Source organism: Paraburkholderia sp. Cpub6 (assembly GCF_014201065.1).
Taxonomy (GTDB): domain Bacteria; phylum Pseudomonadota; class Gammaproteobacteria; order Burkholderiales; family Burkholderiaceae; genus Paraburkholderia; species Paraburkholderia tuberum.
Genome location: NZ_JACHDM010000032.1, coordinates 1 through 16,013 on the forward strand (window position 1 = coordinate 1; position 16,013 = coordinate 16,013).

Consider the following 16,013-nt stretch of genomic DNA (forward strand, 5'->3'; position numbering starts at 1 on the left):
CGCCGCGCGTTCTTCCGCACTCAAATGCTTGTAGTTCTTCTTCATCGCAACACCCTACCTCATTCAAGGTGTTGCACTTGGAACTAGAGACTAAGAAGAATGCCTGCTTTGCCGTATCACCTATTCGATCTACTCAAACTTTCCGCCAATGCCATCCGCAATGGCGCTGAACATCGAAACCGGCGAATGGTTTCCGTTCGATAGGCTGAAGTCGTATTCAAACGGTTACGAGATGGCCGTAGCCCTGGGCACCGCATGGGCGTGCGATTGTCGCGGGCGCTCACGACAAGCGGACGACGCGAGCATGGCAAGCTCGCTCTATGGCAGCAGCCCGCGCGTGCCGGAGAATCTCGGCAATGCTCAGTCGTTCGTCTATCAGCCCGACATGCCGGACGGCGGCGCTGTGCAGCTCGCCGGCGCCGATGGTCGGCCCGGTAACAATCAGGCGCAGAACAAGCAATTTAAGGCGGTGGTCAAAGCACTTGGACTAAGCAAGAATCAAGCACGCCGCCTTCACTACGATATTCAGATGGACGATCTTGAGTATCACGGCATGATGGAGCGCGCCCTGGACCTGTTTGGAGACAAATTGGAATGATCGATACGAAAGAGCAGGTAGGACTTCACCTTTCCGCCTTGATCGGGCTTAACGTTAGCGGAGTGGCGCACGCGGCCGACATGCTTACGTTACAGTTCGGTCCGCTTCGGGAGGTAAAGACCGGCAGAGGAACCATCAAGTATCTGGGCGATTGGGCGCTCCATATTCAGTGCGACTGGCGCATCGAGCAGGGACACGTGATCGTTGCGTCTTATTCGGACTTCGCAGCGTCTGAAGAGAGAACGAGAGTGACAACGGAACGAATCCGTGATCTCCTTGTGACACATGGCCCAACGGCTGTTTTGAATATCGAGGCGGGCGAGAACGGTGATGCCGTCATTTTGCTGGCGAGAGATATGCGACTAGTCATTCTTGCGGATGCGATACCTGATGATGAGGACTGGCGCCTATTCCCCTCGAATCCCGACGCGAAGCATTTCGTGATCGAGGGTGGCAAGGTCGATCCCTGGTCCTTGTCGTAAGGAGAGACTGGACATTGAGCGTCCCCTCATTACCGGTATTCCTGGTAATCGTCAGGTGATGCTCGACATGGCAGAGGTATCGACATTGAATAAATTTTGGAGGTGCTTCTTGCTAGTCATGGCGCTTTGCAGCTTTCGACCGATATTTGCCGATGAGGTGATCAACGATTCGAATTGCATGCAGTACCTGGGCGGTGGCGGATTTGGAGATTTTGATTGCTATGAGCATCATGCAAGATCCCTTGAAGTCGACAACAGGAAACTGGCGAATTCAATTAAATCCGCACGAGGCATCAAAGGCGCGAGCAAGGCTGAGCTCGATCGGTACATGCGCGCACAAGATGAATCGGCAAAGGCTTGCGATCTAGCCCCTAAACTAGCTTATGATATGGAATATTGAAGAACCGCCAAAAACACACGTGGATATGTACGATGTCACGGGAGCGCGTTGCCATTATTCAATTCGCAAGCAGCAAAACGAAATCCTGCGCGACCTCTATTCGATAAAAACGGGTTGAACGACCCGTTTCGGCGGGGCCATTTAAAGGCGGGTCACGCAGGCAAGCGGCACCACCACGACTGAGCATCGGCCACGTCGCTTATCAACTCGATCCCGCGAGCACGAAGTCGTTAGGCATCAGACGTCGGGCTTACGGGTGCCGCGACGAGGCGTACATATTCCTCAAAATCCGCGCCGCGTTCCCCGGCATTGCGCTCGTGACGAAGCCTCAGGCTGCGGAAGGAGCGAAGCCATGCGATCCGCCCCGCCAAGCACCACTACTTCCACGCATACCTCATCCCCACCCAGAACCCCCTCGGCGCACCCGGCCCGACGAACTGCTCGTTGACCGGCGCCGTGCCGTTGAACGTATTGCCCGGTCCGGTAAAGAAGTTCTCCCCGAGCGCGCCGAAGCTCGCATAGCGCTTGTCGAGCAGGTTCGACACCGACGCGAACACCTGCAACTGTTTCGTCACCTGGTAGCTGGTGTCCATATCGATCAACAGATAGCCGGAGATCTTGCCGTTCACGTCCTGGTTGTTCTCGTCGCCCTGCGCGTAGATGCTGCCGCGCCACGTCAGATTCGTGCCGATTCGCCATTTCGCGGTGGCCGCGTAATCGAGCCGCAGCTTGACGGTCGTCGCCGGAATGCTCGGGATGTGGTCGCCGGGATGCACGGTGATGTTGCCGTTCGCGTCGGCGCTCGAGTTGCTGGGGCGGCTTTCGACCCATGTCGACTGGTAGGTCGCATTGACGTAGCTATAGCTTCCGGTCACCGTGAACGGACCGTACTTCGTCTGCCCAGCCAGTTCGACGCCTTGCCGGCGCGTGTGCCCGACGTTCTGGAAAAACCCCTGCGAACTGCCCGCGCCGTTGCTGCTGATGAACTCGATGTCGTTGTCGAGCGTCGTGCTGTAGGCAGCCGCGCTCCATGTCGTGTTGCCGCCGATCCTGCCGCGCGCGCCGACTTCATAGGTCTTCGAAATGACCGGCTGCAACGACGGATCGGAGATGAAGTCGTTCGGCAGCGAACACGGCGCGTTCGGATCGGCGCAGGCCAGCTCGATCGCGGTCGGCGAGCGCATGCCCTCGTTGTAGGTCGCGTAGGCGGTGAGCGCCGGCGTCGGATTCCAGTTGATGCCGACCGCCGGATTGAAGCGCGAGAACGTATGGTGGCCGTCGAGCTGCGGCTGCGTGCCGGATTCGTCGCCGATCGTCGCATCGGCCCAGTTGTAGCGGCCCGACAGCGTCAGCGACCACTGCGGCGTCAGCGAAAGCGTGTCCGTCAGGTAGATGCCGTAGTTCGTGTTGTGCGTGTTCGCGTTGGTCTGCTGAGCGAAATTCCCGATGCCGACCGTCGCGCGCGAATCGGTAAACGTCGCGTCCTGCGACGACTGCGTGAAGCGCGAGTCGGCGGCATCGACGGCCATGCCCGCGATGAACTGGTTCTGCATGCCGTCGAGCTTGCCGAGCAGCGTCAGTTGCAGGCTCGCGCCGTAGCTGTCGGTCGTCACGGTGGACTGTACGTTGGTCGCCTGCAACGTGTCGACGGTGCCGTCGGGATTGATCGTGCCGTAGTCGTTGTTGACGTTGCTGCTGGTGTTGGCATTGCGAAAGTGCCGGTAGTACGCGTTGCCGCTCAGCTCGACGTTGTCGTTGAAGTAATGATCGCCCGACAGCGTCAGGTAGCCGGCGCTGTTCTGATTCCGATCGGGATACGTGTACGGTTGCCTGGGGTTACCGAGGAACGAGCGTGGAATGGTTTGCGCGCCGTGCAGATCGTTGTCCGCGCCGCCGGCCGATAACGACAGCGTCGTGTCGGCGTCGGTATAGCGCAGCTTGCCGAACGCCTGGCGGATGCGGCTCTCGTTCTGCTCGGCCCAGCCGTTGTCGTTCGCGGCGTTGGCGGTGAAGTAGTAGTCGAGGTTCTGGCCGATCGTGCCGCCCTGTTCGATCTGCGCGGCCTTGCGTCCCCACGAGCCGCCCTGAATTTCGGCCTCGCCGACCGGGTTGTCCTTGCCGTTTTTCGTCGTGATCGACAGCGCGCCGCCGAGCGTATTGAAGCCGAAAGTCGGATTGGAGCCGGGGATCAGCTGCATCGTGTCGATCGCCTGTTGCGGCAGCAGGTCCCAGTTCACCACGTCGCCGAACGGTTCGTTCACGCGCACGCCGTCGACGAATACCGACAAACCTTGCGGCGTGCCCAGCAGCGGCGACGCGGTGAAGCCGCGATAGAACAGGTTCATCTGATACGGGTTGCCCTGCGCGTCGGAGATCGTGACGCTAGGCAGATTCGCCGCGAGGTAGTCGCTGAGTGTCTGGCGGCCCTGCCGTTGGATATCGGCCGCGTGGACCGTCTGCACGTTGGCCGGCACCAGCGTGAGCGGCGTGCCGATGCCGAGCAGCGGCGTGGTGCCTACGACGACGATCGGCGCGAGGGTCGTGGTGGGTGTCGTGTTGCTGTTGGCGTTGCCGTCGGCTGTGCCGGAAGAGGCAGCGGAAGACGCCGAGGCCGGCGCCGACGCCGCGACTGGCGGCTCCGCCTGCGCCCATACGCTCGTGGACAGACCGGCGAGCGCGCCGCCGACGCAGAAGGTGATGCCGGCACGCCGCTGAAGCCGGCGTTTGCGGCGTGCTTGTGATCGCATGCTCATCGTTATTGTCTCCTGCCGGCTTGATTGGTACGCGTGTCGCGCGTTGCTTGGGCGTTGGTGTAAAGCTTCGCATACGCGTCTGTAAGCCGCGCGGGAGCTTTTCCCGATCTGCCGGGGAAGCGTTCCCAAACTCGCGCAAAACCCGCTGCGTGTGCCGGCGCTGAGTAGAATGCAAGCGTCATGTCAAGCGAACCGATCCATTCCTCTTCCGCTGACCGAGCGCCGCCATCGTCGCCGATATGGCGCGACCTCGGCTGGGTCGTCGCCGTGACCGTGCTCGCGGCGGTGCTCGGCGCCGCCTTCGATCTCAGCGAGAAGGTCTACCGGTTCACGCGTGGCATGGAGCGCTTCCAGCTCGACGAGTTGCCGGGCGCGCTGTTCGTGCTGTCGATCGCGCTCGCGTGGTTCGCGTGGCGCCGCTATCGCGATGCGCGCCGCGAACTGCGCCATCGCCGCATGCTCGAGGAACAGGCCGAACGGCTGCTCGCCGACAACCGGCGCCTTGCCAGTCAGGCGCTGCAGGCGCAGGAACTGGAGCGCCGCCATCTGGCGCGCGAGCTGCACGACGAGCTGGGTCAATACCTGAACGCGATCTCGCTCGACGCGGCGCGCATCCGCGATCTATCGGGCGAGCGCGAGCCGGAAATTCATCGCATCGCGCTTGGGCTGATGCAGAGCGCGACGCATGTGTACCGCGAGATCGGCGGCATGATCCGCCGCCTGCGGCCGATCGGTCTCGACGAATTCGGCTTGCCGACGGCGCTCGAACATTGCGTCGACGGCTGGCGCGAGCGCTTGCCCGAGGCGTCGTTCTCGATGACGATCGAAGGGGATTTCAGCGGCCTCAGCGATGCATTGACGATCACGCTGTACCGGCTCGTGCAGGAAGGACTGACGAATGTGTCGAAGTTCGCGCGCCGCTCGCGCGTCGAACTGTTCATGGTGCGCGCGCCGCGCGAATACAACGGCACGCAGATCGACGAGATCGTCGTGACGATGGCCGACGACGGCCCCGGCACCGATCTGACCAGGCCGCGCAGCGGGCTCGGGCTCGGGCTGATCGGCATGCGCGAACGCGTCGAGGCGCTCGGCGGCGAATTTCACATCGCGAGCGAGCCGCAGCGCGGTTTTCTGTTCTGCGCGCGCGTGCCCGCTCAGGCGGGGCTGGCCGAGCCCGTGAACTGAAGCCCGAGGCGGCTTGCCATCTGCGCAAGCTGTACGCCGTTGTCGGCGCCGAACTTCTGCCGGATTACCGATTGGTGGTTGGCCACCGTTTTCTGACTCAAGCCCAGCTTTTCGGCGATGCTCGGCAGCGTATAGCCCTGCACGAGCAGCCGCAGCACCTCGAACTCGCGCGCCGACAACTGACGCCCCGGCGGCCCTTCGTTGAACGCGGTGCGCAGCGCGAGCGCCTGCGAGATGTCCGGGCTCAGGTAGCGGGCACGCCGCGCAATCGAGCGCACCGCTTCGACCAGCACGTCGGGCGCGCTCGCCTTGGTCACGTAGCCGAGCGCGCCCGCGTCGAGCGCGCGCCGCACGAAGATCGATTCCTCGTGCACGCTGAAGATCAGCACACGCGCGTCCGGTTCGCGCGCGAGCATGCGCCGCATCGCTTCGATGCCGCTTGCGCCCGGCAGCGACACATCCATCACGACCACGTCGGGCCGCAGCGCGCAAAAACGCTGGTAGGCCTGCGCGGCGTCGCCCGCTTCGCCGCACACCTCGACGTCGGCATTCAGTTCGAGCAGACGCCGGTAGCCTTCGCGCACGACCGCATGGTCGTCGACGAGCAGAACGGAGATGGTGTCGGCACTCATGATTGGACTCCGGGTGACGCCCGGTTATCGCCGCCGGCCTCGGGCTCGCGGGCAGCGGCCGCGAACTTGCGTGAGTTGGCGTCGTTGCGGAACAGGATCGGCTGTTCGCGGGCCGCTGCTGTCGCCTCGGTCGCGGATGCCGCGTGCCGCACGATCTTGACCACGGTGTCGTGAAACGGCGACTTGTCGCAGACCGGGTCGGCGTTGGCCGCGTCGCCGGTCAGCAGGTAGGCCTGGCAGCGGCAGCCGCCGAGGTCGCGGTCCTTTTCATCGCAGCTGCGGCACGGCTCCTTCATCCATTGCAAACCCCGAAAGCGGTTGAACGCGTCGCTGTCGTACCAGATCTCGTGCAACGGCATGTCCTTCACGTTCGGCAGCGTCAGGCCGGGCAGGCCGCGCGCCGCGTGACACGGCAGCGCGGCGCCGTCGGGCGCGACGCCGAGGAACACCGCGCCCCAGCCGTTCATGCAGCGCTTCGGACGCCGCTCGAAGTAGTCGGGCACGACGAAGAAGATCTTGCAGCGCTCGCCATGCGTGCGGCGATAGCGCGCGACCACCGCTTCGGCTTCTTCGAGCTGCTGTTGCGTCGGCATCAGTTGCGCCTGGTTCTCGCGCGCCCAGCCGTAGAACTGCGTGTTCGCGAGCTCCAGATATTCGGCGCCTAGGGCCAATGCCATCTCGATGATCTTGTCGACATGCGGCAGGTTGTAGCGATGCAGCACGCAGTTCATCACCATCGGAAAGCCGTGCCGCTTGAGCGCGACGGCGACGCGCTGCTTCAGCTCGAAGGTGCGCGTGCTGCTCAGGAAGTCGTTCAACTGCTGCGTCGAATCCTGGAAGGACAACTGGATGTGATCGAGCCCGGCGGCCTTCAGATCGCCGAGGCGCTGATCGGTGAGACCGACGCCCGACGTGATCAGGTTCGTGTAGAAGCCGAGCCTGTGCGCTTCTTCGACGAGTACTTCGACGTCGTCGCGCACCAGCGGCTCGCCGCCCGAAAAGCCGAGCTGCACCGCGCCGAGCGCGCGCGCCTCGCGCAGCACGTCGAGCCATTGCCCGGTGGTCAGTTCGCGGTTGTGATCGGTGTAGTCGAGCGGGTTGTAGCAGAACGCGCAATGCAGCGGACAGCGATAGGTCAGCTCTGCGAGCAGCCACAGCGGCGGCGGCACGGCGGCGGCCGCGTCGCTTTGCACTTGCGCGCCGGGTTGAGAGCCAGCTTGAGAAAGATCGGTCATCGCGCTACTCCAGCCAGCCGCGCCCATGCGCGTCGGCGATGAAGGCCCGCACCTCGCTGCCGATGCCGGTCGTGTTGAACGCCTGTTCGAGGTCGGCGATCATCGTATCGATGTCGCGTGTGCCGTCGCAGCGCTTGAGGATTTCTCCCGCGCTTTGATTGAGCTTCACCATGCCCTCGGGATACAGCAGCACGTGCGCGTTCTGCGCGGGCTCCCATTGCAGGCGAAATGGCTTCGCGATCGCGAGCGGCGTGGCGGGGTCGGCGCGTGTCGAGTCGTTCATTGTGGAAACGCCTTCTCGATCGCGTCGAGCATGGTCCACAGAATGTCGAGCTTGAACTGCAGGATGTCGAGCGCCCGTTCCTGCTGATCGCGTCGCGTGAAATGGGCAAGCGTGACCTCGAGTCCGTGCTGCACATCGCGCTGCGCGAGCGAGATGCGCGAACGGAAGTACGCGAGGCCCTCCGCTTCGATCCACGGATAGTGCTCGGGCCAGCTCGCGAGCCGGTCGCGATGCACCTGCGGCGCGAACATCTCGGTCAGCGACGAGCACACCGCTTCCTGCCACGGCGCGCGGCGCGCGAAATTCACATACGCGTCGACGGCGAAGCGCACGCCCGGCGTCACGTGTTCGAGCGACCACAGTTCGTCGCGTGTGAGGCCGACCGCATCCGCGAGACGCGCCCAGGTTTCGATGCCGCCTTCCGCGCCATCGTAGCCGTCGTGATCGAGAATGCGCACCACCCAGCGGCGGCGCGTCTCGCGGTCCGGACAGTTCGACAGCACGGCCGCATCCTTCAGCGGAATATTGATCTGGTAGTAGAAGCGGTTCGCGACCCAGCCGCGAATCTGCTCGCGCGAGCAGCCGCCGCTATTCATCTTCACGTTGAACGGATGGTGGATGTGATAGGCGGCGCCCTTCGCGCGCAACTGCGCCTCGAATTCTTCACGGCTCCAGGCGGGTCGGTCGATGCCTTGAGTTCCCGTGGTACTCACGTCGCGTGTTGGTGTCGTGTCCTGAATGTCTTTCGCGTTCATGCCGTCTCCGTTTTATCGTCATTCACAGCCGCGCCTCGTTACCGCATCGCTCCGTACTCTTCACTGCGCGCCTCAAAGCTCGAAGCTCATTCCGTCGTACGCGACCTCGATGCCATGCTCGCCCAGCATGCGCCGCTCGGGGCCGTCTTCGATCAGGATCGGATTCGTGTTGTTGATATGGATCAGCACTTTGCGTTTCGCGCCGAGCGAATCGAGCGTTTCGATCATGCCGCCCGCGCCGCTCTGCGGCAGATGGCCCATATCCGCCGAGGTCTTCTTCGACAGGCCGAGGCGGATCATTTCGTCGCCGGTCCACAGCGTGCCGTCGACGAGTAGCAGATCGGCCTCGCGCATCGCCGCCAGCACGTGCGGCTCGATCGCGCCGAGCCCCGGCGCGTAGAACACGCGCCGGCCCGATTGCAGGTTCGTCAGCACGAGTCCGATGTTGTCGCCGCGCTCCGGCGCATCGCGATGCGGCGAGTACGGCGGCGCCTTGCTCGACAGCGGCAGCGCGTCGATGCGGATGCCGGGCAGCGCGTCGACGGCGAGCGGCGCGCCGTCGAGCGCGATACGGCGGTGCTCGACTCCGCAGTAGTGCGACAGGATCGGCGCGACCGGAAAGCCGGAGCGGAGGTCTTGCCAGACCGCATCGGTCGCGTATAGCGGCAGCGGGGTGTCGCGTTCGCGCAGCATCAAGAGGCCGGTCACGTGGTCGATCTGCGCGTCGATCACGAGCACCGCGGCGATGCCGCTGTCGCGCGCGCGCCGCGCGGGTTGAAGTTCGGGATGCGCGGCGATCTGCGCGAGCAGATCGGGCGATGCATTGACGAGCAGCCAGTCCTCGCCGTTCGCGCTGACCGCGATCGACGACTGCGTGCGGCGCGTCGCCTTCACCGTGCCGCGACGCACTCCGTCGCAATTGCGGCAATTGCAGTTCCACTGCGGAAAGCCGCCGCCCGCCGACGAGCCGAGTACCTTGATCTTCATGCCGCGCGACGCATGCTGCTGCGCCCCTCTTCGACGGTGGGAGTGAACATCGCGGTGAGCGCCTGCGCGACGCATGCATGCAGCGCGGGGTCGCTCGCCAGATGACCCGCCGCGCTCACAGACTCGACGCGCGCCGACGGAACCGCGCGCGACAGACGTCGCAGATTGCCGCGCGGACACACCGGATCGCGCGCACCATGCACGGCCGCAATCGATACCCCGGCCGCCGCCGCGCGGCGCGCGAGCGACAGCAAACGCGTCTCGCCGAGCCAGCAGCGATGCGCGAGGTAGTGCGCCTGAATCCGATATTTGCCGATCAGCTTGCGCGCGTGGCGTTGGGATTCGCGTGGGTTTCGCAGGTTCGCAGGTCGTTGTGCGGCGCCTCGCGGCGATGCGCTCGCGAGCACCGCGTTTTCATAGCCGCGCCAGGCCAGCGCGAGCGCGCGTTGCCGCGCTTCGTTCGCGCCGTATTGCAAGGTCTCGCCGCAACGCGCGGCCAGTGTCGCGGGCTGCTCGCAGCGAGCAGCGGCACGCAGTCTCGACCACGCACGCGGCGCACGCTTGCGTGACGCGATGAACAAGCCGCGCACTTCGCGCGCGGACGTCAGGAACAGGCCGCGCAGCACGACGCCCGTCACCGACTGCGGACACTGCCCCGCATACGCGAGCGCGAGCGCCGCGCCCCACGATCCGCCGAGTACGCCCCAGCGCGCGAAGCCGAGCCGCGCGCGAATCGCTTCGAGATCGGCGATCAGATAGTCGGTGCGGTTGTGGCGCACGCTGCCGTGCGGCGTCGAGGCACCGGTGCCGCGCTGGTCGATCAGCACGACGCGAAAGCGCTGCAGATCGAACAGCCGCAGCACGCCGGGCTGACTGCCGCTGCCTGGGCCGCCGTGCAGCACCGCGACCGGCACGCCGTCGCGCGCGCCGGCCAGCGCATACCACACGCGATGACCATCGCGCGTGCGCAGCGTATGGACTTCGAGCGCGGCGGCTGCCTGCGTGTGGCGCGATAAGCTTCGCATCGTCATGGCAGCATCCTCGCGAGCAGGTTGTCGCGATCGATCCACTGATGCTTGAACGCGCCCGCCACGTGCAGCACGATCAGCACGATCAGCGCGAAGCCGATGGCGTGGTGAAGGCCGAAGAACAGTGCGCGCAGATGCGCGTCGTCCCAGCCCCACTTCGGCAGCAGGATGCCCCAGAAGCGCGTGCCGTAGGTGTTGAACGACGAGCCGAGATACCCGGCAAGCGGCATCGCCACCATGCCGACATATAAAAGACCCTGCGTAGTGCGCGCGGCGGCGCGTTGCCACGGTGGCATCGGCGGCAGCGGAGGCCGGTGAAGGACCAGCCGCGCGACGATGCGCAAAAGCACCAGCAGGAAAACCGTCAGTCCGAGCGACTTGTGCAGATTGATCAGCGTCGCCTTGACAGGCAAGCCCTTCGGCAAGCCGACCATATAAAGCCCGAGTGCGAGCAGCCCGACGATGCCGAGCGCGATCAGCCAGTGCAGCGCGATCAGCAGCCCGGCATAGCGCGGGCCGCCGGCGCTGGCATTTGCGTTGACGTTGATATCAGGCTTCGCGTTTGCAGAATCCGCTGTCCTCATGCCCTGTCTCCATGCAACATCGTTGCAGGACGTTTCTTTTTGCCGAACACCGTTTCAGTCCTGGCTGACATAGCGCCGCGTCAGCCGACGATCAGTATTTCACCGCGGCCGTCGACCGCGAGGTCGCCCGTGAAGCGGACCGGCAGACGGTCCGCGCGCCACTGCGAAAACGGCGCGATTTCGGCCGCGAGACTGCGTATGAGCAACGCCCAGAATACGTCGAAACCGTGTCCGCCGCCGGTGAAAGTAGGGGGCGGCAGTGGCTCTGGCCGTTGCGCGAGCAGCAGCGTGCCACGCCTCATTGCATAGGCATAATGCGCGCCCAGTTGCCCCGCCACGCCGACGGTCCCCGCCACCAGCCGCGACGCCGCGAAGTCGCCCGCGTTGCCGCCGACCAGTACGAGGCCGCGGCGCATCCGGTCGGCGAGCCGCGCGCCCGCGTTGCCGTGGATCGTCAGCGTGCCGCCGCTCATGCCTTCCATATCGCCCGTCAGTGCGCCGGCGGCGAAGTCGCCGCTGTCGCCGCGCACCGTCACGCGTCCGCCGCGCATTTCGCAGCCGGTGAAATGCCCCGCGTCGCCGTCGATTTCAAGCAAGCCGCCGCTCATTCTGAAGCCGCTGTAGTCGCCGACCGAGCCGCGCGCGACGAGCCGTCCGCCGTCCATCTGCGCGCCGAGCCGGTCCAGCCACCGCGCGGCGTCGTCGATCAGCAGCGTGGCCATGTCGTCGCCGGACGCAGGCGCGTCGTCGCGCGAAACCTCGAAGACGTCGCCGACCACGCAGCGCTCGTTGCCGGCCGGCAGCACGATGCGCTCGATCTCGGCCACGCTCATGCTGGCCAGCGCCGAGGGTGACAGCGCTGCGGCATCGACGCGAAAGCCGGGTGGTGTCTTCACGCGCAACGTGGTCGTGCTCATGCGTGACTCCCGTTGAGCCCCGCCGCCAGTTCGTGCAGATGAAAGTGGTACGGCCCGAGCTTGCCGCCGTAGTTGCCCGCCGAAATGCGCAGCACGCCGGCCGCGCGGCCGAGTCCGGCGGCCGCGCCGATCCCGGCCGTCATCGCCGCGCCGACGTCGGCGTCGGTCAGACCGTCGATGACGATCTCCAGCACGCAGCCAACGTCCGCGCTCAACTCGCTGCGCCGCGCGAGGCCGATCAGGCTCGGGCAGAACGCGTCGTTGGTCGACGCGGTCGCGCCCGCGTACTTCGAGCCGATCTTCGAGCCCGAGCGCACGATGCCGCCGGGAAACGGCATGATCACGTTCGGCAGCCGGCGCATCGCGTCGACCGCGGCTTCGGCGGCCGCGAGCGCGGCGCCGAGGTCGCGCGCGAGCAGCAGCAGGTTGCCGCCGCCGACGGCCTTGACCGTCGCCGCCGTGTCTTCGCAGACGAACTCGCCGTCCATCACCGGCACGCGCCAGTAACGCGTGGGTCCGTTCCCCGCGTCGATCATCTTCGCGATCTGCCAGCCGTCGCCGAAAAAGCGCAGCCCGCTGCCGAGCGGCGCCGGGTCCGACAGCGGCGCGCGGCTCGTGGCCGGATCGATGCCGCCGTAGACGGCCGTGCTCGGGCAGGTGAGCACGCATTGGCCGACGCGCCGCCCGATCTGCTTCGCGAGCTCCTTCGACGACACCGCGAACAACAGCACCGCGACGCCGGGCCGGCCGTCGGGCGTGGCAGTGGGCGCGAGCGCACGCTCGACGCCCGCCTCGCAGCCGCAACCGATCACCGAGGTCGCGAAGCCCGCCAGCGAGTTCGCCGCGTGCATCGCCCACGTCGCCGTGTGCGCGGTGATCACGAGCCGGGTCGCCTTCATCGGAAAGGCTTCGGCGAAGGTCGCGTCGATCGCGGTGCCGTTGATGTCGAGCGGGGCGGGAGGGTTCATCGTGGACGCGTCAGGTTAGACATTCGACGGGCAACAGTCGTCCGCCGCGGCAGCAGCGGCAGGCTTCGTCGTCGCTGATCGCGGCGTGGGCGAAGTTGCTCGCGAGGTTCGCGTCGCTATACGCGCGCAGCGTTGTCTCGATGCCGCGATCGAATTGCGGCGCGACGAAATGGATGCCGCCCGTCGGCGTCGCGACGAGCGTGCCGTCGCGCGCGACCAGCTCGCCGTCCTTGAACACATAGGCCGGCGACGTGAACATCCGCTCGCGGTCCGGCTCGTCGCGATAGACGGCGATGTCCGCCGCCGCGCCCGCGCCGAGATGGCCGCGATCGCGCAGACCGAGCAGACGCGCGGGACCGGCGCGCGTGATGATCGCGATCTCGTACAGCGAGAATTCGCGCTTGAGCTCCGGCAGCGCGCTGGCGACCTGCGCCTCGGGATGCAGCTTCGCCAGTTGCTCATCGCGAAACGGCTTGTCCATCAGCAGGCGAATCAGATGCGGATAGCTCGTGAACGGTCCGCCGTTCGGATGATCGGTGGTCATCGCGACGCGCCACGGGTCGTCGACGAGCAGGAAGATTTCGAGGCCGATGATCCATTGCAGCGCGTTCACGTAGCTCTGTTCGCGATAACGGAACGGCAGCACGCCGCAACCCGCGTCGCACTCGATATCGCCCACCACCCACTTGTGCGGCCGCGCGAGCGGCGCGTTGCGGAACTGCATCATCGTGTCGCCGGAGGCCGTGACGGTCTGTCCGAAGATGATCTGGCCGACGTCGATCGACACGTTCGGCCGCGCGTTCACGGCCTCGGCAATCTGCCGCGCGCCCGACGAAAACTTGCGCGAACCCTCGGTGCCATAGCTGTGAAACTGGATATGCGTCAGATGGATCGGCAGGCCGTCGGCGGCGTCCATCGTCGCGATGGTCGAGGCGAGGTTGCCGGGCACGCCGAGGTTGCTCGTGTGCACGTGCAGCGGATGCGGCACGCGCAGCTCGGTCAGCGCGCGCGTCAGCGTGCGCAGCACGTCGCGCGGCGTGATGCCGTAGTGCGCGTGCGGCTCGTCGACGTCTAGCGAGCGCTGGTTGAACTTGAACGCCGAGATGCCGCCGGGGTTCACCACCTTGACGCCGAGCGCCTTGCTCGCGTCGATCGTCCAGCCGACGTAATCGCGCAGACGTTCGAAGTCGTCGCGCGCGGCGAGCATCCGCAGGAACAGCTCGTCGTTGCCGAGCATCACGTACGCGCCATGATCGATGATCGGCGTGTCGCCCATTTCGAGGTGCGTGTGGCGCGCGTTGGACGGCATCATCGCCGGCTCGAACGCGGCCGTGTAGCCCATTTCGGCGTAGCGGTAGCCGGTCGCGAGCGTGCCCGGCGTGCAGACGCCGCACGACGGCAGGCGCAGGTAGCGGCCGTTGTCGTCGCGCGCGGCTTCGTAGGCGGCCTCGCGCGGCGCATGGGCGCCCCGCGCATCGGCGCGATGGTCCTCGGGCAGCAGCAGGCGCGACAGATTGGTCTTGCCGCCGCCGATATGCGAATGCAGGTCGATGCCGCCCGCCATCACGATCATGCCGGTCGCGTCGTATTCGCGATCGACGGGCGTGGTGGCGGGCATGTCGACGATGCGGCCGTCGCGGAACGTCAGGTCGCGGCGCTCGCCGTTGACGTTGTGGATCGGGTCGAACAACGTGCCGCCCTTGAGCCGGACGAGACTCATGGCTGATCCTCGCGCGTACTCGAGCGTTCGCTCAGTTGCCCGCTCAATCGCCCGCTCAACTTCGCGGCAATCGACGCCACCGACTCCAGCGCGGCACCACGCGCGGCGGTGAGCGGCATCACGACCGTGCCGTCGATGCGAAACAGATGCCCGCCGCTATCCACGCCCGGTGTCGCGACCGGCACGAACACGGTGTTCGCGCCGCGTGCCCTGGCGGCATCGGCGAGCGCCGGATGACCGAGCACGATGAGGGGAAGCGCGGGATCGAGCGACGCGGGCCACGCGTGCGGCGCGAAGCCCGCGATCCACAGCAGCGCATCGACTTCGCGTTCGGCGAGCAGCCGAGCCGCCCGATAGCGGTACGGATCGTGATCGAGCGGCGCGGTGCCCGCGGCGTGCGCCGGCATCGACACGCGCGTGCGCAGCGGCAAGCCGGACAGCCACGTGACGGTCTGATTCACCGTCAACGCGCCGTCGTCGCCGCCGAGCGCGAGACATGCCGCGCGCGTCGTGCGATTCACGGCCTTCACGATCCGGTTCAGCGCTTCGATCAGCAGCGCCGCGTGCGGCGCGGGCAGTGCGGCCGGTTCGTAGACGACCACCGTATAGCGCGCGCCGGCGATGCGTGCGTGCAACGACGCGAGCGCGGTTGCCACGTTGGCTGCGCTGCCATCGCCGTGGCTCAGCGCGGCGGCGTCGCGTCCTTCCGCGAGCGCTGACCACAGCGCGAGCGTGTCGTACGGATCGGTGTTCGGCAGCAGCGTGTCGATGCGCGTTTGCGCGAAGCCGGCCGCGGCCGGGTCCGCTTCGCAGCCGACGAACACCAGCTCGCGCGCGAGTTCGGTGCCCGCCAGCGCGCGCGTGAAAAAGCGCGGATAGCGCCGCGACGGCTGACAGCCGAAGAACACCAGCAGGTCGGCGCGCGCGCGCACTTCGGAGAGCGTCGTAAAGAACGAGCCGCGGTCTTGCAAAGCGAGCGTCGCGGGCGTCAGCGCATCGCCGTGCAGATGATCGAGGATCGCGCCGCAGGCGGCGGCAAGCGGATACAGCGCGCGGATGCCGGCGACGTCGGTGGCGAGGCCGCCGAATAGCGGGCGGCGCGCGTTCGCGAGCAACTGCGCGGCGCTCGTCAGCGCGGCATCCTTGGCCACTTCGTCGCCATCGACGGTGCAAGCGCATTGCGCGTCCGTCGCGCCGTACTGCGCGAGCGCGTGAGCGAGCCGCGAACATTCGGTGTCCGGCACATCGAGCGTGCCGTCGTCATGGGCAGCGGCGGCCAGGTCGTCGCACAGCAAAGGGCAGAACGGACAGATCCAGTCGCGTGTGAGCGCCGCGGCGCGCGTTGCGCTCGGGCCGGGGGTCGATGGATCGATGGAGGGGCTATGCATGGGGCAGGTTTAGCAAGCTCCATGCCGATCTTTCGACACGCATCGGCGGGCGAGCGCCGCGTTGAAGCGGGGCCGCGCCTACGGTCGCACTGCTTTGC

16 protein-coding genes are annotated in these 16,013 nt (G+C 66.1%); 4 read left to right on the forward strand and 12 right to left on the reverse strand.

Annotated elements, in window-relative coordinates:
* The first annotated feature begins 160 nt into the window (after positions 1–160).
* The 3 genes from HDG33_RS38500 to HDG33_RS32240 all read left to right on the forward strand — a co-directional run bounded on the left by HDG33_RS38500 (position 161) and on the right by HDG33_RS32240 (position 1,480).
* Entirely contained in the window at positions 161–598 is a 438-nt protein-coding gene (locus HDG33_RS38500) for a hypothetical protein (RefSeq protein ID WP_409259109.1), read from the forward strand.
* Positions 595–1,080 (forward strand): hypothetical protein, encoded by a 486-nt coding sequence (locus HDG33_RS32235; RefSeq protein WP_090809023.1) that lies wholly within the window; start codon positions 595–597, stop codon positions 1,078–1,080. Before HDG33_RS38500 ends, HDG33_RS32235 begins: the two co-directional genes overlap by 4 nt.
* A gap of 67 nt (positions 1,081–1,147) precedes the next feature.
* A complete protein-coding gene (locus HDG33_RS32240) occupies positions 1,148–1,480 on the forward strand; it encodes a hypothetical protein (protein WP_184039038.1) in 333 nt (110 codons plus the stop codon).
* A gap of 377 nt (positions 1,481–1,857) precedes the next feature.
* Here the strand turns inward: HDG33_RS32240 and HDG33_RS32245 are convergent, their stop codons facing one another.
* Positions 1,858–4,233: a TonB-dependent receptor gene (locus HDG33_RS32245; protein ID WP_184039040.1), complete on the reverse strand. Its 2,376-nt coding sequence runs from the start codon at positions 4,231–4,233 to the stop codon at positions 1,858–1,860.
* Between the two features lie 180 nt (positions 4,234–4,413).
* On the opposite strand from HDG33_RS32245, the gene HDG33_RS32250 reads away from it, so the two are divergent.
* A complete protein-coding gene (locus HDG33_RS32250) occupies positions 4,414–5,418 on the forward strand; it encodes a histidine kinase (protein WP_184039042.1) in 1,005 nt (334 codons plus the stop codon).
* On the opposite strand, the gene HDG33_RS32255 is transcribed toward HDG33_RS32250, so the two are convergent.
* The 11 genes from HDG33_RS32255 to HDG33_RS32305 all read right to left on the reverse strand — a co-directional run bounded on the left by HDG33_RS32255 (position 5,388) and on the right by HDG33_RS32305 (position 15,915).
* Positions 5,388–6,050 (reverse strand): response regulator transcription factor, encoded by a 663-nt coding sequence (locus tag HDG33_RS32255; protein WP_184039044.1) that lies wholly within the window; start codon positions 6,048–6,050, stop codon positions 5,388–5,390. The two genes, HDG33_RS32250 and HDG33_RS32255, sit on opposite strands and share 31 nt — an antisense overlap.
* Entirely contained in the window at positions 6,047–7,285 is a 1,239-nt protein-coding gene (gene pqqE, locus HDG33_RS32260) for a pyrroloquinoline quinone biosynthesis protein PqqE (RefSeq protein ID WP_184039047.1), read from the reverse strand. The genes HDG33_RS32255 and pqqE overlap by 4 nt, the downstream gene beginning before the upstream one ends.
* A 4-nt stretch (positions 7,286–7,289) precedes the next feature.
* Positions 7,290–7,568, reverse strand: coding sequence for a pyrroloquinoline quinone biosynthesis peptide chaperone PqqD (gene pqqD, locus HDG33_RS32265; protein ID WP_184039049.1), 279 nt, complete (start codon positions 7,566–7,568; stop codon positions 7,290–7,292).
* Positions 7,565–8,323: a pyrroloquinoline-quinone synthase PqqC gene (gene pqqC / locus HDG33_RS32270; RefSeq protein WP_184039052.1), complete on the reverse strand. Its 759-nt coding sequence runs from the start codon at positions 8,321–8,323 to the stop codon at positions 7,565–7,567. The genes pqqD and pqqC overlap by 4 nt, the downstream gene beginning before the upstream one ends.
* A gap of 72 nt (positions 8,324–8,395) precedes the next feature.
* A complete protein-coding gene (gene pqqB / locus HDG33_RS32275; RefSeq protein WP_184039055.1) occupies positions 8,396–9,310 on the reverse strand; it encodes a pyrroloquinoline quinone biosynthesis protein PqqB in 915 nt (304 codons plus the stop codon).
* Positions 9,307–10,341, reverse strand: coding sequence for an alpha/beta fold hydrolase (locus HDG33_RS32280; protein WP_184039057.1), 1,035 nt, complete (start codon positions 10,339–10,341; stop codon positions 9,307–9,309). The genes pqqB and HDG33_RS32280 overlap by 4 nt, the downstream gene beginning before the upstream one ends.
* Positions 10,338–10,922, reverse strand: coding sequence for a cytochrome b (locus HDG33_RS32285; protein WP_221311608.1), 585 nt, complete (start codon positions 10,920–10,922; stop codon positions 10,338–10,340). Before HDG33_RS32285 ends, HDG33_RS32280 begins: the two co-directional genes overlap by 4 nt.
* Positions 10,923–11,002: 80 nt before the next feature.
* Positions 11,003–11,839 carry a formylmethanofuran dehydrogenase subunit C gene (locus HDG33_RS32290; RefSeq protein WP_184039059.1) on the reverse strand — a complete coding sequence of 279 codons (837 nt, stop codon included), beginning with the start codon at positions 11,837–11,839 and terminating at the stop codon, positions 11,003–11,005.
* Entirely contained in the window at positions 11,836–12,807 is a 972-nt protein-coding gene (gene fhcD / locus HDG33_RS32295) for a formylmethanofuran--tetrahydromethanopterin N-formyltransferase (RefSeq protein WP_184039071.1), read from the reverse strand. The genes HDG33_RS32290 and fhcD overlap by 4 nt, the downstream gene beginning before the upstream one ends.
* Before the next feature lie 10 nt (positions 12,808–12,817).
* The gene (locus HDG33_RS32300; protein ID WP_184039074.1) at positions 12,818–14,527 is read right to left on the reverse strand and encodes a formylmethanofuran dehydrogenase subunit A; all 1,710 of its coding nucleotides are present in this window, start codon (positions 14,525–14,527) and stop codon (positions 12,818–12,820) included.
* Positions 14,524–15,915 (reverse strand): formylmethanofuran dehydrogenase, encoded by a 1,392-nt coding sequence (locus HDG33_RS32305; RefSeq protein ID WP_184039077.1) that lies wholly within the window; start codon positions 15,913–15,915, stop codon positions 14,524–14,526. Before HDG33_RS32305 ends, HDG33_RS32300 begins: the two co-directional genes overlap by 4 nt.
* Positions 15,916–16,013: the final 98 nt, after the last annotated feature.

Coding starts and splice junctions, on each gene's coding strand:
- HDG33_RS32240 (WP_184039038.1), top strand. CDS start 1,148: ATGGCAGAGGTATCGACATTGAATAAATTTTGGAGGTGCTTCTTGCTA.
- HDG33_RS32255 (WP_184039044.1), bottom strand. CDS start 6,050: ATGAGTGCCGACACCATCTCCGTTCTGCTCGTCGACGACCATGCGGTC.
- pqqD (WP_184039049.1), bottom strand. CDS start 7,568: ATGAACGACTCGACACGCGCCGACCCCGCCACGCCGCTCGCGATCGCG.
- pqqB (WP_184039055.1), bottom strand. CDS start 9,310: ATGAAGATCAAGGTACTCGGCTCGTCGGCGGGCGGCGGCTTTCCGCAG.
- HDG33_RS32250 (WP_184039042.1), top strand. CDS start 4,414: ATGTCAAGCGAACCGATCCATTCCTCTTCCGCTGACCGAGCGCCGCCA.
- pqqC (WP_184039052.1), bottom strand. CDS start 8,323: ATGAACGCGAAAGACATTCAGGACACGACACCAACACGCGACGTGAGT.
- HDG33_RS32300 (WP_184039074.1), bottom strand. CDS start 14,527: ATGAGTCTCGTCCGGCTCAAGGGCGGCACGTTGTTCGACCCGATCCAC.
- HDG33_RS32290 (WP_184039059.1), bottom strand. CDS start 11,839: ATGAGCACGACCACGTTGCGCGTGAAGACACCACCCGGCTTTCGCGTC.
- HDG33_RS32305 (WP_184039077.1), bottom strand. CDS start 15,915: ATGCATAGCCCCTCCATCGATCCATCGACCCCCGGCCCGAGCGCAACG.
- HDG33_RS38500 (WP_409259109.1), top strand. CDS start 161: ATGGCGCTGAACATCGAAACCGGCGAATGGTTTCCGTTCGATAGGCTG.
- HDG33_RS32235 (WP_090809023.1), top strand. CDS start 595: ATGATCGATACGAAAGAGCAGGTAGGACTTCACCTTTCCGCCTTGATC.
- HDG33_RS32245 (WP_184039040.1), bottom strand. CDS start 4,233: ATGAGCATGCGATCACAAGCACGCCGCAAACGCCGGCTTCAGCGGCGT.
- fhcD (WP_184039071.1), bottom strand. CDS start 12,807: ATGAACCCTCCCGCCCCGCTCGACATCAACGGCACCGCGATCGACGCG.
- HDG33_RS32280 (WP_184039057.1), bottom strand. CDS start 10,341: ATGACGATGCGAAGCTTATCGCGCCACACGCAGGCAGCCGCCGCGCTC.
- pqqE (WP_184039047.1), bottom strand. CDS start 7,285: ATGACCGATCTTTCTCAAGCTGGCTCTCAACCCGGCGCGCAAGTGCAA.
- HDG33_RS32285 (WP_221311608.1), bottom strand. CDS start 10,922: ATGAGGACAGCGGATTCTGCAAACGCGAAGCCTGATATCAACGTCAAC.